The sequence below is a fragment of the Flavobacterium sp. B183 genome, from assembly GCF_023539155.1.
Lineage (GTDB): Bacteria > Bacteroidota > Bacteroidia > Flavobacteriales > Flavobacteriaceae > Flavobacterium > Flavobacterium tructae.
The window spans coordinates 1,337,675-1,357,173 of record NZ_CP097434.1 but is presented as its reverse complement, the minus strand read 5'-3'; the positions used below and the strand labels follow the sequence as shown (position 1 = coordinate 1,357,173).

At 34.3% G+C, this 19,499-nt stretch carries 28 protein-coding genes and 1 pseudogene; 20 read left to right on the top strand and 9 right to left on the bottom strand.

Translation table 11 applies throughout. The features are described 5' to 3' along the window. Window positions 1–18 precede the first annotated feature (18 nt). The 4 genes from M4I44_RS06080 (at window position 19) to M4I44_RS06065 (ending at window position 1,591) form a co-directional block, all read left to right on the top strand. On the top strand, window positions 19–198 hold the full coding sequence (locus M4I44_RS06080; protein WP_249966818.1) for a hypothetical protein: 180 nt from the start codon (window positions 19–21) through the stop codon (window positions 196–198). Continuing rightward, window positions 198–335 (top strand): hypothetical protein, encoded by a 138-nt coding sequence (locus M4I44_RS06075; protein ID WP_249966817.1) that lies wholly within the window; start codon window positions 198–200, stop codon window positions 333–335. Before M4I44_RS06080 ends, M4I44_RS06075 begins: the two co-directional genes overlap by 1 nt. A gap of 6 nt (window positions 336–341) precedes the next feature. After that, on the top strand, window positions 342–770 hold the full coding sequence (locus tag M4I44_RS06070; RefSeq protein WP_249966816.1) for a hypothetical protein: 429 nt from the start codon (window positions 342–344) through the stop codon (window positions 768–770). Between the two features lie 233 nt (window positions 771–1,003). Next, window positions 1,004–1,591 carry a hypothetical protein gene (locus tag M4I44_RS06065; RefSeq protein ID WP_249966815.1) on the top strand — a complete coding sequence of 196 codons (588 nt, stop codon included), beginning with the start codon at window positions 1,004–1,006 and terminating at the stop codon, window positions 1,589–1,591. Here the strand turns inward: M4I44_RS06065 and M4I44_RS06060 are convergent. From M4I44_RS06060 to M4I44_RS06020, 9 genes are all read right to left on the bottom strand, one after another. Further along, the gene (locus M4I44_RS06060; RefSeq protein ID WP_249966814.1) at window positions 1,588–2,109 is read right to left on the bottom strand and encodes a hypothetical protein; all 522 of its coding nucleotides are present in this window, start codon (window positions 2,107–2,109) and stop codon (window positions 1,588–1,590) included. The genes M4I44_RS06065 and M4I44_RS06060 overlap by 4 nt on opposite strands. Before the next feature lie 19 nt (window positions 2,110–2,128). Further along, on the bottom strand, window positions 2,129–2,617 hold the full coding sequence (locus M4I44_RS06055) for a phage virion morphogenesis protein (protein WP_249966813.1): 489 nt from the start codon (window positions 2,615–2,617) through the stop codon (window positions 2,129–2,131). Between the two features lies 1 nt (window position 2,618). Further along, the gene (locus tag M4I44_RS06050; RefSeq protein WP_249966812.1) at window positions 2,619–4,364 is read right to left on the bottom strand and encodes a phage tail tape measure protein; all 1,746 of its coding nucleotides are present in this window, start codon (window positions 4,362–4,364) and stop codon (window positions 2,619–2,621) included. Between the two features lie 10 nt (window positions 4,365–4,374). Then, complete coding sequence (locus M4I44_RS06045; RefSeq protein WP_249966811.1) at window positions 4,375–5,595, bottom strand: phage minor head protein; 1,221 nt, start codon at window positions 5,593–5,595, stop codon at window positions 4,375–4,377. 107 nt (window positions 5,596–5,702) lie between these two features. Further along, a complete protein-coding gene (locus M4I44_RS06040) occupies window positions 5,703–5,894 on the bottom strand; it encodes a hypothetical protein (RefSeq protein ID WP_249966810.1) in 192 nt (63 codons plus the stop codon). A gap of 143 nt (window positions 5,895–6,037) precedes the next feature. Continuing rightward, on the bottom strand, window positions 6,038–6,934 hold the full coding sequence (locus M4I44_RS06035) for a DUF935 family protein (protein WP_249966809.1): 897 nt from the start codon (window positions 6,932–6,934) through the stop codon (window positions 6,038–6,040). Between the two features lie 55 nt (window positions 6,935–6,989). Then, complete coding sequence (locus M4I44_RS06030) at window positions 6,990–7,448, bottom strand: phage protein Gp36 family protein (RefSeq protein ID WP_249966808.1); 459 nt, start codon at window positions 7,446–7,448, stop codon at window positions 6,990–6,992. Beyond that, entirely contained in the window at window positions 7,448–9,016 is a 1,569-nt protein-coding gene (locus M4I44_RS06025; RefSeq protein WP_249966807.1) for a hypothetical protein, read from the bottom strand. Before M4I44_RS06025 ends, M4I44_RS06030 begins: the two co-directional genes overlap by 1 nt. Then, window positions 9,016–9,447 carry a helix-turn-helix domain-containing protein gene (locus tag M4I44_RS06020; protein ID WP_249966806.1) on the bottom strand — a complete coding sequence of 144 codons (432 nt, stop codon included), beginning with the start codon at window positions 9,445–9,447 and terminating at the stop codon, window positions 9,016–9,018. Before M4I44_RS06020 ends, M4I44_RS06025 begins: the two co-directional genes overlap by 1 nt. 126 nt (window positions 9,448–9,573) lie before the next feature. On the opposite strand from M4I44_RS06020, the gene M4I44_RS06015 reads away from it, so the two are divergent. From M4I44_RS06015 to M4I44_RS05940, 16 genes and pseudogenes are all read left to right on the top strand, one after another. Beyond that, window positions 9,574–10,686: an ATP-dependent Clp protease proteolytic subunit gene (locus M4I44_RS06015; RefSeq protein WP_249966805.1), complete on the top strand. Its 1,113-nt coding sequence runs from the start codon at window positions 9,574–9,576 to the stop codon at window positions 10,684–10,686. Further along, the gene (locus M4I44_RS06010) at window positions 10,687–11,604 is read left to right on the top strand and encodes a hypothetical protein (RefSeq protein WP_249966804.1); all 918 of its coding nucleotides are present in this window, start codon (window positions 10,687–10,689) and stop codon (window positions 11,602–11,604) included. A gap of 19 nt (window positions 11,605–11,623) precedes the next feature. Continuing rightward, a pseudogene (locus tag M4I44_RS22585) lies at window positions 11,624–12,879 on the top strand (DUF2586 family protein). After that, window positions 12,879–13,298 carry a hypothetical protein gene (locus M4I44_RS05995; protein ID WP_249966801.1) on the top strand — a complete coding sequence of 140 codons (420 nt, stop codon included), beginning with the start codon at window positions 12,879–12,881 and terminating at the stop codon, window positions 13,296–13,298. Before M4I44_RS22585 ends, M4I44_RS05995 begins: the two are co-directional and overlap by 1 nt. 71 nt (window positions 13,299–13,369) lie before the next feature. Next, window positions 13,370–13,705 carry a hypothetical protein gene (locus M4I44_RS05990; protein WP_249966799.1) on the top strand — a complete coding sequence of 112 codons (336 nt, stop codon included), beginning with the start codon at window positions 13,370–13,372 and terminating at the stop codon, window positions 13,703–13,705. A 59-nt stretch (window positions 13,706–13,764) separates the two neighbouring features. After that, window positions 13,765–13,890, top strand: a complete 126-nt coding sequence (locus M4I44_RS22520) for a hypothetical protein (RefSeq protein ID WP_256472444.1) — start codon at window positions 13,765–13,767, stop codon at window positions 13,888–13,890. After that, window positions 13,890–14,540, top strand: coding sequence for a DUF6046 domain-containing protein (locus tag M4I44_RS05985; protein WP_249966798.1), 651 nt, complete (start codon window positions 13,890–13,892; stop codon window positions 14,538–14,540). Before M4I44_RS22520 ends, M4I44_RS05985 begins: the two co-directional genes overlap by 1 nt. Before the next feature lies 1 nt (window position 14,541). Then, window positions 14,542–15,549: a hypothetical protein gene (locus M4I44_RS05980; protein WP_249966797.1), complete on the top strand. Its 1,008-nt coding sequence runs from the start codon at window positions 14,542–14,544 to the stop codon at window positions 15,547–15,549. Beyond that, window positions 15,546–16,028, top strand: coding sequence for a hypothetical protein (locus M4I44_RS05975; protein ID WP_249966795.1), 483 nt, complete (start codon window positions 15,546–15,548; stop codon window positions 16,026–16,028). The genes M4I44_RS05980 and M4I44_RS05975 overlap by 4 nt, the downstream gene beginning before the upstream one ends. After that, on the top strand, window positions 16,028–16,243 hold the full coding sequence (locus M4I44_RS05970; RefSeq protein ID WP_249966793.1) for a hypothetical protein: 216 nt from the start codon (window positions 16,028–16,030) through the stop codon (window positions 16,241–16,243). Before M4I44_RS05975 ends, M4I44_RS05970 begins: the two co-directional genes overlap by 1 nt. Before the next feature lies 1 nt (window position 16,244). Beyond that, on the top strand, window positions 16,245–16,553 hold the full coding sequence (locus tag M4I44_RS05965; protein ID WP_249966792.1) for a hypothetical protein: 309 nt from the start codon (window positions 16,245–16,247) through the stop codon (window positions 16,551–16,553). 172 nt (window positions 16,554–16,725) lie between these two features. Continuing rightward, window positions 16,726–17,097 (top strand): phage holin family protein, encoded by a 372-nt coding sequence (locus M4I44_RS05960; protein ID WP_249966790.1) that lies wholly within the window; start codon window positions 16,726–16,728, stop codon window positions 17,095–17,097. Beyond that, on the top strand, window positions 17,072–17,374 hold the full coding sequence (locus M4I44_RS05955; protein WP_249966789.1) for a hypothetical protein: 303 nt from the start codon (window positions 17,072–17,074) through the stop codon (window positions 17,372–17,374). The genes M4I44_RS05960 and M4I44_RS05955 overlap by 26 nt, the downstream gene beginning before the upstream one ends. Next, window positions 17,374–18,219 carry a nucleotidyltransferase gene (locus M4I44_RS05950; protein ID WP_249966787.1) on the top strand — a complete coding sequence of 282 codons (846 nt, stop codon included), beginning with the start codon at window positions 17,374–17,376 and terminating at the stop codon, window positions 18,217–18,219. The genes M4I44_RS05955 and M4I44_RS05950 overlap by 1 nt, the downstream gene beginning before the upstream one ends. Continuing rightward, on the top strand, window positions 18,209–18,694 hold the full coding sequence (locus tag M4I44_RS05945) for a hypothetical protein (protein WP_249966786.1): 486 nt from the start codon (window positions 18,209–18,211) through the stop codon (window positions 18,692–18,694). The genes M4I44_RS05950 and M4I44_RS05945 overlap by 11 nt, the downstream gene beginning before the upstream one ends. Then, the gene (locus tag M4I44_RS05940; protein WP_249966785.1) at window positions 18,687–19,499 is read left to right on the top strand and encodes a hypothetical protein; all 813 of its coding nucleotides are present in this window, start codon (window positions 18,687–18,689) and stop codon (window positions 19,497–19,499) included. The genes M4I44_RS05945 and M4I44_RS05940 overlap by 8 nt, the downstream gene beginning before the upstream one ends.

The window sequence follows — 19,499 nt, the reverse complement described above, 5'->3', positions numbered from 1 at the left end:
AATTTACATAAAAAGCTTTTGAAGAAAACTATCAGTAAAATAGGTACAAATGATAAATTCAAATTGTCTTTAGAGTACTATGAAGCTCACTTTTTAGAACAGTACTTAATGCATAAAATGAGTTATGTTTCAAAGTACGAGAGTTCTTATCATTCAATTCAAAGTGTGATAAACGATCTAAACCAAAAATTAGCCTAATGCATAAAAAAATACCAAAAAAGCCGCTTGACAAATCAGAAACAATTTGGGAAACTGAAGCTCGTCTGAAGAAAGAAGCAATAGAAATTTCAAAGAATTTCATTCATACAAAACCAACTAAATTTTTATTAAAATAATCGATTATGGAAGATATTATCACTTACGAAGTTACCTTCATTTCAACGAAAGAAAGATGGATTTTTCAATATCGTAAATCTGATGAAGTATTACATTGCTTTCTTAATTTAAGTGGACAAGGGTTCTTTAATTTATTAGATAAAAACACTTTTCCAAGAAATGTGCAAATGATTGAAGAATGGACTAAATATAAAAACATCGTTAACATTGAGCTTAAACTTGAGGATTATAGTTTTGAGTCATTTTATGACAAGTATGGCCTAAAAAGAAAAGGAGATCTTGCACGTAAAGCTTGGGACAAATTAGATTTAGCGACTAAAATTAAATGTTTTAATCAGCTTCCAAAATACAATGCAGATCTAGCTAAGACAGGTCAAGCGAAAGCACATTTGGTAACATGGTTAAATCAGAAAAGGTACAATGATGAATACTAAAAATACACTAAACAAGTAGTAATTAAACATATTACGGTAATCCGTAATATGTTTAATCCACATTTAAATACTTTTAAAAAATGGAACAAATAACACGAATGCTTATAGAAGCTGAGAAAAAAGAGTCTTTTCTAAAAGGCTTTTTTTATGGCTTTATTTTTGCAATAGTACTATCAATTCTAGTATCTATTATTATTTTAGTTATCTTTAGCTAATCAAATAAAATGTCAAAAATGAAAAAAATACTACTAACATTTATTCTTTTTCCTGCACTCTTAATTGCTCAGAACCAACCTGATTGGGATTATGATGTAAAACAACCAATAAGTACAGATTTTCCGGAGAAATTACCCTATTTTAATGATTATCTACCATTACAAAACACTTATTACGAGTTGAATATTACACTTAATAATGTTCGTAAATTGGTAACTGATAACTTAAAGATGAATCCAAAAGAAAATGCACCAAGCGGTACTGGATTTCAGTTTGAAATTTATACTAATCCAAGTCGAAGATTGCCTTTGAAAATAAAGTATAATACATTTACAGTTTATGGTTTGGAAGTTGTAAAGTCAATAGAAGTTAATGGAGATTTCAATGATGTTGCTAAACTATTTATCTATATGTATGATACTAATTTTTCGATGAATGAAACGCCAATAAACCAAGCGAAAAAGCATTACAAACAAGATTATGCGCTTTTTACAGTTGAAAAAGATGGTAGAGCTTCAATTTTAATATCAAATACAAAATACGGAAGTAATTCAACCGAATTTGTGAAAGATTTTAATACTGCAAAAGAAGCTCTAAAAAGTTAGTCAAACTCAATTTTAGCTTTTAGATTAGCTTTCAAATTAAGATTATCATATTGACCCTCTTGATATTTATCAAGGGGGTTTTTTCGTCCCTTAAAGGTACATTCGTACGTAAGTAAATAGATATCAACTATACTATCCATTTTAAAGAAGCCTTCAGTTACAATTTCTAACTTGCCTGTATTTTCTGTTTCAATTGTGCCGGCTATTTTGTCAATTATACCAACATATTCTAAGAATTTTAACCCCATTTCTCTATTAAGCGAAATGTTTGAGGTGTCACGTAACTGTTCGTAGCAACAATAAAAGGTTACTGTTGCTGTCGCTGGGTCTGTTTGGTGGTCAATATCCCAATCAATAAGTATTGCTGGTTGTGAAAAAAGTTCGAAATTATCTTCATCCTGTTCTTGTCCTGCATACAAATCGATGTAGCCAACTGGTGTTACATTTTTGTCTCTAAATTTCTGTTGATTTTCTTCTTTTTCAAAAATTTCTATTGTCTTACTATAAAATGTGATCATATTTAAATCATGTTTAAACTTATTGTAAAATGTTTTTCATTTCTCGTTCCATCAATCGCTCAATCCTACGTAGTAATAATGCAGATTCTCCCATAAATCTTCTTTCAGGTAGTTTAAGATTCATTTTTCGGCTATGAGATTTGACCGTTGATGTTCTTCCTTTTCTTTTTCTACTGTGTCTTTTAATATTTACTACTTTGTTGATCTCTAACCCATCATTATGTGATTCTGCATATGGTACATCTGTACCGATTGTAACACTATTACGAGATACTTTTAGTTTGCGTATTGAACGTTTTAAACGCCCAGATCTCACCATTAAAGCCCCTCTGTTTCCTTTTTTGTTTTTTGTTCTCTTTCGAGGCTCCCATGGTTCTACACTTCGATCAACCCAATTTTTACGTACAAAACGTTCCTTAGTGAAATTGACCGCCTCTATAGCGGCCAATTCAGGAAACTTTTTGTAAAGTTTGGATAGCCTTTTTAGTTTGGTCATAAATTCAACCATACTAAACAGTTTCAGCATTAATAATTACACGTCTCATCATTTCCTTAAACCATGCTTCAATATCATCTTTTGTCATTCCTTCATAAGCACTTTGAGCAACGTTTATACCTCCTTTGTTAAATGAATCGATTCGAATATCAATCTTTCTTATTTGGTTTGCAGAACCTGCGACCCTGCTTACATCTTCCCCTTGCTTTTTCTTCTTCCCATCCGGTGCAAGTTTACCGTCTATAACAGGGGCTTTCAGTAATGGACTGTTAGGTGCTTTATCTGTCGCTGAATTAGACAGTTTTCTTGCTTCTTTTTCTCCCGGTGTAACCAAGCTATTAAGTTCTCTAAACTGTTTTATTTTGTCTAATCCCTTTTGAGCTAATCCTGTTGGGTCAATCTTTGCTGCTAACTCTAATACCTGCTGTAATGGCTTTAATAAAGCATCTAGTAAAACAAATCCTATTCTCTTAATACCGGCAATTATACCATCAGTCTGAAACGCTAGTTTTATACTTTCCCAATGGTCATAGACTGATTTAAAGGCACTAACAACTAAACCAATTGGCCCTAAAAATACCATTAAAGCAGCACCCCATTCGTCCCATTTTTGTATTGCTAGAACGATTATCCCTATCAAAGCGGCTATTGCAACGATAATAATGCCTATAGGATTGGCAGTCATTGCTGCATTCCAAAGCCATTGTGCGCCAGTTACAATTTTCTGTGTAATGCCAAGTTTATCCAATACACCTATAAAACCACTAAATAAACCTGTTATTTCATTAATAGTTCCCGCACCTGAACCAATTGCTTCTATTGCAGGCGCCCAATTGCCCATTCCTTCAGCAATTGATGATTGTAGATTGGCTATCCACGTATTTATACCTTCATCAGCTTTTTTAAAGGAATCAATTTTACTAGGGTCTAGTTCCATATCGCCCAAACCAAGTATAAAAGCCATTCCAGCATCTTCACCCGCTCCTTTAAAAATGTCTGTCAATGCCAATTGCTTTGCCTGAGCAGTTGCGCCTTCCATGCTCTTTGAAATCATTTGAACGGCTTCGAAAGATGTTTTCCCGGCTAAATCTTTTACACTTAAACCAATACCGGCTAAAGCTTCAACCTGAGCTGTTCCCATTTCTTTTAATGACAAATTTGCTTCTTTTATAGAGTCAATAGCTTTGTCCGAAAATATTCCTTGTTTATTGGCATTTGCCATAATAGCAAGTGTTTGCGATGCATCTAAACCAAGTTCTCTAATTTGTGGGCTGTACTCTTTAAACTGGTCTAACATATCGCCATTTAGATTTGCCCCCTTTTGATAACCATCTTCAAGGATTTTTAAATTGTTTTCAAAAGTTCCACCTATCTGCTTAGTCATTGTATTAGCCGCTTTTACAATTTCTAAACTGTCCTCACTATAAACTTTACTTAGCCTGTGTACATCTTTACTTACTTCCTCTAAATTCCCAACGCCCATTTGCTGCAATGCTGTTTTAGTGTTGCTTATTTCTTTAGTAAAATCTAATTGTTCTGATACTTTATCAAATAGCTCAGACATTTGATTAATTTTAACGGGGTCAAAAGCATCTCCAATTTTTGAGAATATTTTAACCTGTGTTGCATTGAAACCTTTGAGTTTTCCTTCCATTTTATCAGAGGCCTCTGAAAGCTTTCCTTGCACTTTCGACAATTTGTTATTAAACATTTTATCGGCAAGATCCATAATCAATTCTAGTTTTGATTTTTTAGCCATATTTTTTTAATTATTGATTCCTTTCATTTCTGACTAAAAGACCTTTACGTAAGCTCCTGCCGTCTATTTGTGCTTTGTACCAAGATCTAATTTCTAAACCATTTTCAGTCATTTCACAATCAATCACAAGTATCATGTCATTGTAAAACTTTAAATATCTTGATTGGAATTTACCACTAACTTTATCTCTAGTGTTATACCAGACTTCATCCGGTTTACTTAAAACCTCCTTTACATGGGCAAATAATTGATGTTTATTTTCGTTTGGCTTGACATATTTGCCTCTTGTATGATGATTAAAGCTGTTTTCAGTCAGCACCATTTTACGTCCATAGTAATCTGTAAAGCCCATAAAATCGGCTTGTTTGTCTTTTTTGAACAACTCTTTTACATTCTCAGGTGTAATACTATCATCAAGAGAAATAGGGTTTAAATCAGATTTAAACGTACTCCAAGCATCTAAATCATACTTGTCGTAGGTCATATTGTTCAATTTGGCCGGTAATCCTTTAATATCACTATAGAACTGGGATTTTGTAAATACTTGATTTAAATCACCTCTGTTGATATTAAATTGGCTGTCTGACCATTTACCACTTTCAGCGTTTAAAATCTCTTGAGCAATTTTCCCGCTCATAACTTCTCCTGCTTTGGGTGTACTTGGGTATTGTTTAAATTCACATCTGCAACCATGACCATTAGGAGGAAAAAGCTTCATTGCTTCATTATCATTTAAATCAAATATCTTTCCGTCAAGTTTTGCATGTTCGTCTCTTACTTTCGAATCTCCCGCAGTTTCATACTGGACATAAGAAGTGACAGTATCTTTCTCAGCTATAAATCGGTGATATGCTGCAGAGTTTTGACCAACTGAAACCGATAAATTGTATTCTGTAGTTAAATAATTATCGTTTAAATCCTTAATTCTCTCATTAGCCAGTCGTTTAAAATCAGATTCAGATCGAATTTGATTTTTGTCTTTATCCACAAGCAAAGTTGTCATAGCAGCTAAACGTGCCTCGGTCTTTGAAGCAGAAAATTCAAACAGGTTGTATTCCATCAACTGATATGCTAAAGTATCGGGCGTGTTGTATCCTGCAATTGCACCATACCCAGATTTTAAGCCTTCCACTAACTGCAAAGCTTCTTCTGCAATTAAACTACCTTCTGTTCCTACAGTATCTTTATCATGCCAAAGTGCTTCTAATAATTGGTTGTTTAGTTCATTCAATCGATTTGTGTTCGATGCAGCAATTGGAAAATTGTTTCCTGGACAACATGACGAAATTGGATAATTAGGAGCTTTAAATAAAGCAGTTATATTACTCGGGCTCTCCGTTATAGTTGGGACTGTACTTTTTTTTTGCCAATAATCGGAATATTAAAGGTTTTTGATATCCATTCTTCATCTACTTCGTATTCTTCCATAATGCCTTTGACAATTTCCCAAAATTTAGTTAGATCAATTTCTTCTTTACTTTCAATCCATTCGAAAATATCATCATCCGATATGCTTTTGTAACCTTGCATTTTAAGCAATTCGAGTAAATCATCATTGATTGTAAAGCTTATATCTCGGCGATCTGATTGACTAATTTTGTAATCTAAACTTCGTTCATGTACTTCAGTGTTAGAACGATTTGCATCATTGCTCCCTAAAGTATTAGAGCCAACTAAAACCCTGAAATCTCATTACTGTTGTACTCAATAAATTTTGAGTAAACATTGTATGCATCGGTTCTATTAGCTTCATCAAACTTAACAGTTGTTCCTTCAGGAAACACACCAACCGAAGCTTCAGCGAGAGCCAATAACTGTTTCTCAACATTGTTAATGTGAGCTTGGTTATTATTGTTTGTGGTAGCCGAAATCATTGGCATTCCAAATTTTTCGCAGAATTCTGCCCACGATTGAGCAACGTTACGTTTCCAAATCAAGTTTGGAATAATGTTATTTATTAAACCTAATGGGTCGTCCCCATTGAGCTCAATTAACCAAGGTTTTTCTCCCGGAGAATCATAATTAATGAAAACATTGTCTTTTGTTAAATCAGGGTATATCCTTTTCTGACTTGGAACTAAGTTTCTTGTAGGCAGAACAGTAAGCTTTATTTTTTTATCATTAAATTCTAAAAACTCGACAACCTTTGCTCCAAAAATGATAGCATCCAGTTGCCAACTCAAATAACGATAAAACCATTTTTGATTAATTAATTTAGTAGCTTCTTCGTTGATTTGATTGGTTTTCTCATTGCGTATTTGGAAACCTACACTTAGTGTTGCAGTTTTTCTTAAAATTACATTTTTGATTAATGTACCGTCCGTTTTAAGATCGTCAACCAAGTCGTAGTAACGATTGTATCTTGGTTTTTCTACATGATCAATAGCCATTAAAGCCTTGCGCCAAGAATCGATATCTTTTCGGCTTCGGTCTTTATAATCTTTTGCAATCTGCATTATAATTGCATCTGGGTTGATACTTGAATTATGAGGTCTTGCAGTAGTTTTTGCGCTTGGCGAAAAAACGGCTCTATTTCGCTTGTTTATTATAGTTTTGGTATTCTTTCTCATTAAAAATAAAATTGTGCCTTAAAATTGAGTTTAAACGGGTTTTAAATCTAAGGCGTTACCATTTGTTATTGTTACGTTTGTGATTACTGGTTAATCGGAAGCTTTCTTTTGTTTCTCCGGTTTGCTTGTCTTTTATCAAAGGAAGGTCAGCAGTGCTTTTTCCCTCAAGCATTAACTTTAGCCATTCCAAAGCATCTTGATACCGGTTTGATCTATGTTCAGGTATTTTGTTAGGTGCTTGCGAAGAATACAGGTGGTATAAGGCGCAATCAATAACAGTCATAATGATAAATGCATTACGTGTTTCTTTTGGCTCAGGGTTGTCATCTGAAGGCTCAGCAGAAGGCATAAAAATTAATTCAACATCGTAACGCCCAGCTAAATAGTTTTTGATTTGAGAAATAGCCATTTCCTCAGCAGAAAAAAGCTTTCTTTCTGTGTAATTTTCAAGTAGAATGTTTTTGATTTCTGTACGAATCAAAACATCATAATCTGCATTTTTTATGAATCGCATTAGTACCTATTGTTTTTTTCTTTTATTATTTCCTTACGACTCGTTGATTGTGGTGGGAACTTGGCTACGAATGTTGTTTTGTTAACATTTGCAATTCCACTTTGAAAGAAATCGGGTCCGTCATCATTTGCTCCACTTCCTTTTTCAAAGGCTAACAATTGATCTTCCATTGTTTGAAAGTCATTGTTTCCTTTAAAAAGGATATTGAAAAACACATTTAATCTCTCAAAATATCCCTCCATACTCTCAATACGTTCAAATTTGCCGTCTTTTCCTTTTTTATCAGCTGTCACAGGTACATGCCATCCTCTTTCGTCTCCTTCTAAGTCAAAGTCATTGACAAACTCATCCATTGCAAACAAACCTTCAATTTTGTATCTGATATTGTAGTTTAGTAAGTTGTGATCTTCTACTAAATCATATAGCCATTTAGCAAGGTTTTTTCTGCTTGTCTGCCTTAAAAAGCAAAAGATCAAATGATATTCCCTGTTATGTTTTCCTACTAATCCCATACCTTTGTAATCTCCCGCATCTTTATAACTCAAATCGCCATAAAAGCACAAAGCATCATATTTATCCAGCGAAAGCATTTCCTTATATTGCATGTGTTCAGGCTTAAAAATTACACCTTCCTGTATATGGACATGCATATATTCACGCATAAATGAACGGTAGGGAGTTTCTTCATACTTAGCCCGCCAGTATGCAGCAGTTGTCTTGCCCGGCCAACTGGGTTCAAATGTTGTTAAATCCTTGACAGCTTTTGCAGTTACTACAAAATGCCTGATCTTTCGTCCCGCTTCTTTCGCTCTTTCGTTTATTCGAACAAATTCCTGTTTTAATAGGTTGATAATGCAATTTTTATGAAAGTTGTTGTTTGCACAGATAAATCTTTGTCTTGCACCTCCTTCGTCAAAAGTTCCTCTTAAATCTTCCCATACCCATTCATAGGCCTCGCGAGAAAGTTTATCGTTTTTAACTCTTTTCTTTGTGTCAACGTCATCAATCAGAATATAATCCGGGCGGTTTTCCTCTTCACTTTCCCCACGTGGTGATTGACCAATACTCATTGCTTTGAACTTTACTCCGTCTACAGTTGTAAAGTCTCCAGTAGTCCAGTCGCCATAGTTGAACCTTTTTCCGTAATCATTAATCAATCTCGAATTAGATTTTAATTGAGCCTGAATTTTTCCGATTAGTTTTTTAGCTTTTGGGTCTGTTTGACCTATTAGCATCATGTAAAATAAATCTTTAGTGAAATACAGAAATAGAGGAATTCCCATGCCTAAATGCACACTTTTTGCACCAGAGCGATAAATTTCACCAAGTAAATCAACTATTTTGTTTTGAATTATCTTATCGGCAAGTTCTCTATGATAAGGTGCGCAAGGAGCTTTCGCATAGTTTGGGAAGTAGTATTCAAACCACTTTATATAATCTTTCTCAAGCTCCTTAATACGGTTTAATTTATCAGTAGGTTTCTCATTGATGTTAACTGTAGTTGCTTTTTTAATCCGAATGCAATGTTCTTCGTACTGCTTAATTAACTTTTCCCATTTTGGACTCATTAGCCTTCCTGATTGATTTTGTAAAGAATAAATTGTTTGTGATACTCTGTAAATAACACTGCTGTTTTAGGGTCTTGATCGGCCATCCAGTTATCAAATTCTTTGAATACTGAAAATACAATCTGTACACTGGTGCTACTGGAAAGTGTTTCAATAACTTTATTAATTTTTGCTAATGCATCAGCATCTATTACAGATGTACCTCCCTCAGCAACTGTTTTCAGTTCTTTAATGAGTAATTCGCGAATCTTATGTGGTGAGGCTAACATTTCTGCTCGCTTATCATCCCATCGACCTTCTTTTCTCCATTTGGACAATGTTTGTTCTGAAATATCTAACTGTTCTGATATGGCTTTGCAAGTCATGCCATCTTCAACAAACATCTTTTCGGCCATTGCTTTTTTTGCATGGTTCGTTATAGTTTTTGACATAGTAAATTTTGACTTTTAATGCAAAAATGCTTTTAAATCAAGGTGTAAACTAAAATTGTTGCAACCCTTGCGAACAATTTTTTGTACCTCATTTTAACCCCACATCTTTGCATCAAAGTTTAAAAAATGAATTTCTCAGTAAGACAAAATACAATCACAGCATACGGTGTAATATGGGATGGAAACGGAATGGAGTTCGTCTCATTGTTTACAGAATTAGAAGCACAATACGAAAAAGTAATTGTAAAAATGCACTCGTATGGAGGGTCAGTATTTGATGGAAATTTAATGTACAATACGATTGAACGCTCAAAAAAGAATATTGATTTTATTATCGTAGGTATAGCTGCCTCGATGGCCGCAGTAATCAGTCTTGCCCGCAAACAAAATGTTTATATGGTAGAAAATGGGTATATGATGATTCACGCTCCATCGGGCAGTACTTACGGTACTGCATTAGATCACACGAACAATGCAAAGCTTTTGAATGCTATAGAAATCAATTTCATTAAAAAGCTTATGGATAAGACGGGTAAGCCTGAGAGCTATGTAAAAAAATGGCTTACTGGTGATAACTGGTTTTCTGCGCAAGAAGCTTTAAAAGAGGGATTAATTACAGGTATTATTGAACCTGAAACAATTACTACAGATACCATCAACCCGGAACAATTAGGCGTGAAAGAAACATATAATCGATTCTCTGCTTTACTTATTCCTCAAAACACAGAATTAAATTTAGATACCAATATGAAAAGACCCATTATTGAAGCTCTTGGCCTAACAGGTTTAAATGAGCAGAGCTCTGATACAGCCGTTATTGAAGCTATCAAACAACATTTTGAAGGTAAAGAAAACACACTTAAAACAGAGTTGGCAGAAGCTAAACAAAAACAGAAAGATGCTGAGAACAAATTAGCTGATCATACTAAAACTGTTATCAGTGCTGCGATTGAAACTGCAAAAAAAGAAGGCAGAATCACCGCTGATCAGGTTGCCATTTATGAAGGCATTGCAACCGCATCAGGAATTGAAACTTTAAATACTGTTTTAGCTGCTATTCCAGTACGTACACCTGTTTCATCACTAATCCAAACACCAGTAAATGTAAATGGCTCTACTGGCCGTGAGAACTGGGATTTTGACAAGTGGCAAAGCGAAGCTCCTAGAGATTTAGAGGCTATGGCTGAAAAAGAACCTGAAAAATTCAAAGAATTATTTAACGCAAAATACAAAAAATAAATGGCAAAATTAGTTGATGGATTATGGCTTGAACAATACGTTGAGCCTCAACTTTTAGAAGAATTTAGAAATTATAAAGATGACTTTATAGGGACGTTCAAAGCGCCGTCAGCGGATGCTCTCGATAAGGACGGTATTAAATTCAACAAATTGATTAATGAAATTAAATTTCATGTCAATAAAACTACTGAGTTTGAACCAGTCGACATACCAAACAAAAAGGGCTTAATTGAGTGGGATAAGTTAGATACTGATTTGACTATAGTTACGGACAAATCTTTACGAGCAATGGCCTTTGATAGAGAGAGTGAGCTACGAAGATTGCACAATGAAGCGTTTAGAATGGGGGTGAGAGATTACGCTTTAAGAAAAATTGCTCCGAAAGAAAACACATCAAAAACTCCAATTCTTAGAACAACAGGAGAGGATGACGGAACAGGTCGAAAAAAAATGAAGTATTCTGACATGATCAAATACTATAGTCTGGCTGAAGGATTGAATTTTACAGACTGGGCTCAGGTATTTATGATTCTTTGTGCTGAACACAGGCAAGACCTTATCGAAGATAGAGGCAGCACAAATAACATTCGTGATATCGAAATTGACCCCGTAACCGGTGAATTGAAAAGATTTTTCAAACTTAAATTTTTTGAAAATAACAGTTCAGTAAAATTCAACGGTAATGACAAACCAGTTCTAAGTGGTGTTAATGAAAATACAGACAGAAATGGTTCTTTGCTTTATTATGCTCCAAATATTGTGCATCATATTGAAGCTGTAAAAGTGCTTTATAAACCAATGATTCAAGATACGAGAAATCCTGACCCACAATCCGAAATTCGTTTGCACTGTTACGGTCTAACTGATAAAAAGCAAGAATATGGTGCTGGTGCAATAGTTTCAGGTATAGTTGAATAACAATTAAAAACTTTTTAAAATGGCAAATTTAGACGCTGTACAACTAAAAAAAGGCAAAGTTGGCGCAAATAGACTAAACAATGATAGACGTGTATCGGCTATCATTGTCAGTTCTCCTGCTATTCCCACTCTCGCATTCAAAAAAACGGTAACGTTTTATGGGTTATACGATGCTGAACAAAATGGAATTACGGCCGAGTTTGATAAAGCAAACAATGTAAATGTATACAGACATGTACGAGAATTTTATCGAATGGCCGGTGAAGGAATACCTCTGTTTTTTATGGTAGTTTCTCAAACAGAAACTTTAGAAACCATTGCTGCGGATACAGTGGGAGATAAATTAAAGCGATTATTAATCGATGCTGATTACAGAGTCCGTCAAGTTGCGATAGCTCTAAATCCTGTCACAGATTCAGAAGACCCGATTACATATAATAACGGTTTACCTGATGATGTTTTTGAAAGTATTCCATTAGCACAGGGTACAGCAGAATGGGCATATAACCAATTTATGCCAACACACATTTTTGTTGAAGGTTACGGTTTAAACGGAGTAGCTTCTGTAGTTCCTGACTTGAGAGACATTGAAACTGTCTCTGCTACAAAAGTTACAATTGTTATTGGTCAAGACTGGCAATATGCAGAAACGAAAACAGGTATCGCACAAAAATTCGCTGATGTGGGAACGATATTGGGGTATGTGCTGCAAGTGCTATTAATCAAAATATTGGTGATAACGAAGCCTTTAATTTAATGGATGGTGCAAAATCAGCTTGGATGATTCCCGGATTATCAAATCACAAAACAAACAAAGATTTATACGCAGAATTACAAACATTTGAAGACAAAGGCTATGTGTTCGGGCTGTCTTATGCCGGATTAGCGGGAATACGAATCAACAATGACCATGTTTGCGCACCTATTATTATAGATGCTGAAGGCAACATGAATGAGCATACAATTGCTTATGGTCGAATGATGGATGATTGCTCAAGACAGCTTAGAACTGCCTTTCTTCCAAAAGTAAAAAAAACTTATCCTGTAAACCAAAACGGCAAATTGCCTACAGGAGTTGTGACACATTTAGAAACAATCGGAAATAACATTTTTACTGATATGCAAAATGCAGTTGAAATTTCTTCCGGTAGAACAGTAGTAGACCCGGATAGTGATCTGCTGGTTGAAAAGGTTTTAAATGTTTCTTTCAATGTACAACCAACTGGAGTTTTAGGATTTTTAAACGGAACAATTAATTTAAAAGCTAATCAATAATGGCTACAGTCACAAGAAACGGAAAAGCCTATGACAGCGCCGATGTTGAAGTATTTATCGAAGGTGTGACAATTGAAGTAACCTCAATTACTTACGGTAATGAACAGGAAAATCAATTGAATTATACTCTCGGAAATCACGCTACAAGTTGGAGCTCAGGCAAAATTACACCTAATGCTACAATTGGTTTTATGATGCACGACATTGTGCCTTTAGAAATAGCTGCCTCCGGTGGAAGTATTTTAAATATTAAGCCATTCAACATTATTGTAACATTCACAAACGAGTTTAACATCATTGTTACAGATCGCTTATTAGTGAAATTTCAAAACGAAGGACGCGAGGTTACAGGTGAAATGGGGCTTAAAAAAGAATACACAATGTTTGCTATCAAAGTTGAATTAAACGTAGCAGCTTAAACAATAATCATTTTTCAACACGCCCTCTTATATGAGAGGGCGTTTAAATCAAATTTAAACAATATAAAATAATGGCACAAGAAACCCAAAAAGCAATCAAAAAACTAAGTGATGAACAAATTAAAAATGCTGGCGGCATTGACCAGTTAAGACGAATTGAGATACCGTTGGATGATGCTTACAACGAAATTTTAGAAGTTATTGTGTGTGTTCCTGATCGAAGAACAATGGGGCAATATTTAAAGTATCAACATGTCAACCCTGCAAAGGCGCAAGAAATCTTAGTTAAAAGCTGTGTATTAACGGATAAAGATCAAATTTTAAATGATGATGCTTTATTTCTGACATGTGTTAGCGGATTGGCCGAACTCATTCCAATTAGAGAGAATGTCATAAAAAAGTATTAGACGACTGTTCGGGGCTGATTCAAGATGATGACAAAGATTTAATCTTTAAAATGGATGCAATGATAAGTCACATTCTTCATATCCCTTTCCCGGAACAGTTGTCGGATATCGTTTGGGCAGAGAAATGGGCGCAAGTTAAATATTTAGTTGATATGGGCATAATAGCTCCAAAAATGGCAGTATAATGATGATAACTGAACCTTACAAAAAGGTATTTAGTGATGTTACAGAGTTCCCCAAAAACATTACGATCGATTTAGTAGCACGTTATGCTGCTGCTTTTGGAATGATGGCTGCCGGAAAGGCAATTGAAAAAGTATTTGTTGATAAAACAGATCAAAAAAAGTACTCATTTCAAACCTACCCGCTCCAAGAATCAAATGTAGAGTATGTAAAAATGGTTGTTCCTAATTTAGAACCTCTCGAATTTTCAGCGATTTTACACGGTGATAAAGGAAATTTGTTTGCGCCTCCATTGCTAGTTGGGTTTACACAGGAAAAATCTCTTATAGAAACTGAAGTAAATGACGATGATCCTGTAGTTATTGAGCGTTGGAATACAAAACCGTGGGATATTACAATGAATGGTTTGTTAATCGATCTTAACAATAGGGTCTATCCAAGTGATGAAGTCAGGAGATTGAATCAAAATTGGAGATACAATGGAGTAGTAAAAGTGGTAGGCAAACAGTTTGAAGAACGTGACATTGACAGCTTGTATTTTAAATCAATTTCCTTTACAGCAGTTGAAGGTTATCAGGACACTGTGCAATTTACAATAAATGCCAGTTCAATCAAGGCAGTCAATTTTACACTCATGAAACCTAATCGTTAAAATGAATTATTTGTATCACAATATCAGTATAAAGATTACAATTGCTGATAACATAGTTTTTCGTGTCTGCCAGTCAATCAAAATAGAATCAAGTGTTCAGGTTCTTTCTAATACTGCTAAACTAGAACTACCAAGAGAGTTTAGGAATGCAGTTGATGAAATTGGCAAGTCAATAAACATATCAGGAAAATCAATTCTTGATTTTATGAAACGAGGGGACTCTATCAAAATAGAACTCGGTTATGATGATGATTTGCAAACAGAATTTGAAGGATACATTTCCAAAATTGGTGCTGAAATGCCAATGCTTTTAGAGTGTGAAGATGAAATGTTTCAACTTAAAAAAGCTCCAAGAATTACGAAGTTCATTAAGTCGGGAAAACTCATTGATATTTTAACTGCTGTTTTGCCTCCTAAATATAAAATTGAATGTAATGCTGAATACAGTATTGGTAAATGGTTAATTGAAGATGCTACACCATACAATGTACTAGACGAATTGAGAGACAAAGCAGGAATAAGAGCTTATTTCAAAGACCCTACAACAATATGTGTTGGAATGATAGTTGACTTCAAAGCTGAAACGGTTCATAAATACAATTTTAGTGAAAATGTACGTAGAGGTAGTAGTCTAAAATTTGCGCAAAAAGAAAGTAAACCAATCTTTCTAACTGTTGAAAGCAAACAATCTGATGGTAATGTCTTAAAAGTTTCTGTTGGAGAAAAAGGTGGTGATGAAAAAACAATCAAGTTATGGCCAAACATGAAAACCGCAGAACTTAAATTATGGGCAGACAAACAGCAAACAAGTGTTTCTTATAGTGGTTTCGAAGGAACTTTGGACGGTTGGTGTTACCCAAGAACAAAACCCGGCCACGCTGCACAATTGTACAGACCATTTTACAAAGATCGACACCAAGACGGACGATACTTTATTGAGAGTGTCACAATTGAGGTAAGCGGTTCTGAAGGGATTAAGAGATCAAACAATTTAAGTTACAAACTATGAACGAGCTAGATCAGTTGTTTAAAAATGCTTTAAATGCTTCAACGAAAGGCAAAACAAAGTTTTCGTTACTGGTTGGAACAGTTAAAGAAATAGACAACGACACTTGTACCGTCGATCATTACGAAGATGTTCGTTTAAATGCCATTATCGGAGATTTTGAGAGCCAATTTACAGTTTATCCAAAGATAGGTTCAAAAGTAATTATTGGACGGTTGGAGAACGAAGACAATGCCTTCATTCTGCGAGTTTCTGAAATAGATAAAGTTAAAATAAAAATAAGCGATCAAATATTCGAATTGAAAGATCAGAAGTTTAGAATTGAGAACAAAGATGCGAATCTTAAATCGATTTTAAACGATGCTTTTAATCAAATTGATAAGGCTGTAATTATGACACCAAGTGGCCCTGGTAATTTTTCACCGGCTGATAAAGTGTTCTTTAAGCAGTTAAATGAAAAGACTAACAAATTATTAAGCTGATGGCGCTAAATGACCAACAATTTATAACAGAAGTTGTAGAACTACAGGATGAAATGATACAGTCCTCAAATTACGATGAAGCAAAAGAAGTTTATGCAAGTAAGTTAGCTGCAGCAATAAGTAAGTATATAAAATCAGGAACCGTGACGGTCAATGTAACTACTACTGGTTCTGCAACCAATCAGGCAGGAACAGGTACTGGAAAAATAGAATAAAATGAGATTAGATTTATTGCGAAATGACAATGGTAGTTTAAAATTCAGCACGAGTGCTGAGGGTTCAGACTTCGCAACAGGTCAAAGCGATCAACAACATGTTGAAGATATTTTGGATTTACAACCGGGTGAAATAAAAGAATTTCCTTTGGCCGGTTTTGGTGCAATAAACTACATCAAGTTTATTAACAAAACAATTAGTGCTGATGAATTTAAACGTGATTTAAAACTACAATTGAACTATGATGGGTATAATAATGCAGTTATTGACACTAGTAACGGGATTGAGAATTTAAGTATAGATTTATGATTAGAATAGTTAATTACATATTAAAAGGTTTTGGTTTTATTGATTTTAATGAATTCCTAAAAAGTGCGTTTGGTTTCTTTTATACATCAACTTCTATTATCAAAATTGATTTAATCGTGGCGTTTATTTTCTCAACAGTTAGCTTTTTGTTTGGCTTTAATCATCTTTTTTAATGGCTTATGTTGTATTGCTTGTCTCAGAGTGGTACACAGGAATAAAAGCTTCTCTTAAAAGGAATGAGCGTCATGAAAGCAGGAAATTTGGCAGAATGTTGCTAAAAATAGCAACGTATTTAGTCCCAATTTACATTCTAAACACTTTTGCTCAAAACTCTGATTTTATTACGGTTATAGACTTAGAACTTAATCCTTTTTCTTGGTTGTATTGGGTTGTTTTGTTAGGTATAATTTGGCAGTTATTAGTAAGTCTTTTGGAGAATTTAGACAGTCTTGGAGTTAAGTATGCAAAAACTCTAATTAGAATAATTAACAAAAAGTTTTACAAACAATTTGAACTAGATGACGAAAATAACAGTACTGAATAATCAATCTCTATTAGATGTTGCTATAAGACATTGTGGTACAATTGAAGCCATTGCTGACATTGCTTTGCTTAATGGTATTAGTATTACACGAGAGCTTGTTCCCGGACAAATTTTAAATATTCCTTTTAGGGACTACGGAAATCAAGAAGTGATAAATTTTTTTGTTAACAACAAAATGGATCCTGCAACTTCTTTAACTCAAGAAAACATTGATTTGATTGAAAATAATTCAGGAATAGGATACTGGGTAATAGAAAATGATAACATAGTTCAATAATGGCACGAACAATAACACAAATACATAACGTCATGCTGAAGGATATTGCTTCTAATGAAGTTTTATCAACTTACTTAAATTCAACTAGCATGTTTTCAATATATCGTGCTTTTACATTCATAATTGCAAGTGCAATTTGGATAATGGAAACGTACTTTGATGAGCATACAAAAGAAGTTGATAACCGTTTAGCGAATGAAAAGCCGGGAGGTTTACCATGGTATCGTACAATGGCGTTACGCTTTCAGTATGGTTTTGATTTAGTTGCAGATAAAGACTATTATGATAATAGTAATGCAACAGAACAGCAAATTGAAGCTTCAAAAATCATCAAATATGCTGCAGTAAATGAAGCTGCTGAAAGTAGTCGTCTGATTCTAAAAATTGCGGGTGAAACAGATGGTGTTTTGACAGCATTTGAAGACAATTCACAAATAGAAGCAATCAATCAATACATTAAAGAAATTAGAATAGCAGGTGTTCAGGTTACAGTTATAAATTATAAAGCTGACCGACTTTACTTAGACATAACTATTAAAAGAGATTCTTTAGTGCTAGATGATAAAGGGATGAGCAAATTAAACGGTAATTATCCAATCCAAGATTCATTAAAAGAATTTATGAAGGAACTAGATTTTAATGGTGAATTAAGGCTATCAGCAATAATTGACAAACTGCAACTTATTTCTGGCGTTTTAGATGCAACATTAAATAAAGCAGAAAGCTCTTGGATTAATCCAGAACTAAATGATTATGGAACGCCTCAACCTATTAACGTATCAAAAATTGCCGAAAGTGGTTATTTCGAGATAGTAACATTTGAAAATATAAAATATGTGGTTTGATATTGATTGGAAAATTTTTGGAATTCAAATGTTACCGATCAAATGGCGTGATTCTTTAACAATATTATTTGTAAAAATTATTTTAAAACCAATCGACATGATTTATTACAAGTGGTTCAATTGGAGAATAGACAATATTTACAAATTAGAGCATTCAGGGCAAATATGTTATTTGAGAGGTTCATTGAATGACAAGTTTGACCCGATTGAAAGAAGAATTTACATAACTGACGGTCAAATTTATGAGACTACTTATGTCTACACAGATGCTGAAGATCAGGATTTATTTTTAGAAATGGATGCTGAAGATCATACAATTTGGCTAAGGACTGAATCTGAGACCTCAGATACAGGATTAGACTTTATTGTCTTCGTTCCTGAAGAAATTTTCAAAACCCAAATTCATGTGCTTCATGCACATGTTAAATTTTACAAAACAGGCGGAAAACGCTACAATATTTTTATCAATGAATAGATCAAATTTTAATCAGACAGGAGGTTTCCCATTAAAAACAGAGAGGCTCCAAGAGTTACAAACTGCTTTTAAAATTTTTGAGTCTTTTGGTCAACTTGCAGGCGATCTAACAATTATTTCGGGTTGTGAGTTAGTTGGAACGACAGTAACAAATGGCGTTATTTTCATTAATGGTGAGCCTATAGACTTTCGTGAGGCCTCGGTAACTATGGATTCGAAAGTTATCATTATCGAAGAGCCAGTTAATCGCGCCTTTGAAAATGGTACAGTAAAAGAAGTTCATTCGATCCGATATGCAACATTTGGAACGGCTGATGTTTCATGGCCTTGGAGTAGTTTTATAAGACCACCACAAACGAAAGAATTAGCAGGAATTTTTCAAACAATAAATGCTTCCTTAACAACAATCAACACTTCTCTAACAACAATTAGGACTAAACTTGATACAATACAGGAAGGCGCGAAAGTTCAGGTACAAGCTGACATGAATCAAACAGATTCTACAAAACCGGATTTCGTAAAGAATAAGGTTACTTATGTAGATAAAATTTTGCATGCAGGAGAACTTTATATTGGTGATGTCTTTGATGAAGATTTAGTAACAATAACTTTCGGTGATGTTGGTACAAATAGATACATTCCATTGGTAAATATTTACTCAGAAGCTTCAGATTGGTCACAGGATGCAAACACATGGTTGCAAACGAGAGATCGTACATCAACATCTTTCAAAGTGATTTTAACAGAGTTAGTGGGGAACAAGTACCAAAAGATCTCATTACATTATGTATTAATACGCTTGTAA

Coding starts and splice junctions, on each gene's coding strand:
- M4I44_RS06075 (WP_249966817.1), top strand. CDS start 198: ATGCATAAAAAAATACCAAAAAAGCCGCTTGACAAATCAGAAACAATT.
- M4I44_RS06070 (WP_249966816.1), top strand. CDS start 342: ATGGAAGATATTATCACTTACGAAGTTACCTTCATTTCAACGAAAGAA.
- M4I44_RS06065 (WP_249966815.1), top strand. CDS start 1,004: ATGAAAAAAATACTACTAACATTTATTCTTTTTCCTGCACTCTTAATT.
- M4I44_RS06060 (WP_249966814.1), bottom strand. CDS start 2,109: ATGATCACATTTTATAGTAAGACAATAGAAATTTTTGAAAAAGAAGAA.
- M4I44_RS06055 (WP_249966813.1), bottom strand. CDS start 2,617: ATGGTTGAATTTATGACCAAACTAAAAAGGCTATCCAAACTTTACAAA.
- M4I44_RS06050 (WP_249966812.1), bottom strand. CDS start 4,364: ATGGCTAAAAAATCAAAACTAGAATTGATTATGGATCTTGCCGATAAA.
- M4I44_RS06040 (WP_249966810.1), bottom strand. CDS start 5,894: ATGCAAGGTTACAAAAGCATATCGGATGATGATATTTTCGAATGGATT.
- M4I44_RS06035 (WP_249966809.1), bottom strand. CDS start 6,934: ATGAGAAAGAATACCAAAACTATAATAAACAAGCGAAATAGAGCCGTT.
- M4I44_RS06030 (WP_249966808.1), bottom strand. CDS start 7,448: ATGCGATTCATAAAAAATGCAGATTATGATGTTTTGATTCGTACAGAA.
- M4I44_RS06025 (WP_249966807.1), bottom strand. CDS start 9,016: ATGAGTCCAAAATGGGAAAAGTTAATTAAGCAGTACGAAGAACATTGC.
- M4I44_RS06020 (WP_249966806.1), bottom strand. CDS start 9,447: ATGTCAAAAACTATAACGAACCATGCAAAAAAAGCAATGGCCGAAAAG.
- M4I44_RS06015 (WP_249966805.1), top strand. CDS start 9,574: ATGAATTTCTCAGTAAGACAAAATACAATCACAGCATACGGTGTAATA.
- M4I44_RS06010 (WP_249966804.1), top strand. CDS start 10,687: ATGGCAAAATTAGTTGATGGATTATGGCTTGAACAATACGTTGAGCCT.
- M4I44_RS05995 (WP_249966801.1), top strand. CDS start 12,879: ATGGCTACAGTCACAAGAAACGGAAAAGCCTATGACAGCGCCGATGTT.
- M4I44_RS05990 (WP_249966799.1), top strand. CDS start 13,370: ATGGCACAAGAAACCCAAAAAGCAATCAAAAAACTAAGTGATGAACAA.
- M4I44_RS22520 (WP_256472444.1), top strand. CDS start 13,765: ATGATAAGTCACATTCTTCATATCCCTTTCCCGGAACAGTTGTCGGAT.
- M4I44_RS05985 (WP_249966798.1), top strand. CDS start 13,890: ATGATGATAACTGAACCTTACAAAAAGGTATTTAGTGATGTTACAGAG.
- M4I44_RS05980 (WP_249966797.1), top strand. CDS start 14,542: ATGAATTATTTGTATCACAATATCAGTATAAAGATTACAATTGCTGAT.
- M4I44_RS05975 (WP_249966795.1), top strand. CDS start 15,546: ATGAACGAGCTAGATCAGTTGTTTAAAAATGCTTTAAATGCTTCAACG.
- M4I44_RS05970 (WP_249966793.1), top strand. CDS start 16,028: ATGGCGCTAAATGACCAACAATTTATAACAGAAGTTGTAGAACTACAG.
- M4I44_RS05965 (WP_249966792.1), top strand. CDS start 16,245: ATGAGATTAGATTTATTGCGAAATGACAATGGTAGTTTAAAATTCAGC.
- M4I44_RS05960 (WP_249966790.1), top strand. CDS start 16,726: ATGGCTTATGTTGTATTGCTTGTCTCAGAGTGGTACACAGGAATAAAA.
- M4I44_RS05955 (WP_249966789.1), top strand. CDS start 17,072: ATGACGAAAATAACAGTACTGAATAATCAATCTCTATTAGATGTTGCT.
- M4I44_RS05950 (WP_249966787.1), top strand. CDS start 17,374: ATGGCACGAACAATAACACAAATACATAACGTCATGCTGAAGGATATT.
- M4I44_RS05945 (WP_249966786.1), top strand. CDS start 18,209: ATGTGGTTTGATATTGATTGGAAAATTTTTGGAATTCAAATGTTACCG.
- M4I44_RS05940 (WP_249966785.1), top strand. CDS start 18,687: ATGAATAGATCAAATTTTAATCAGACAGGAGGTTTCCCATTAAAAACA.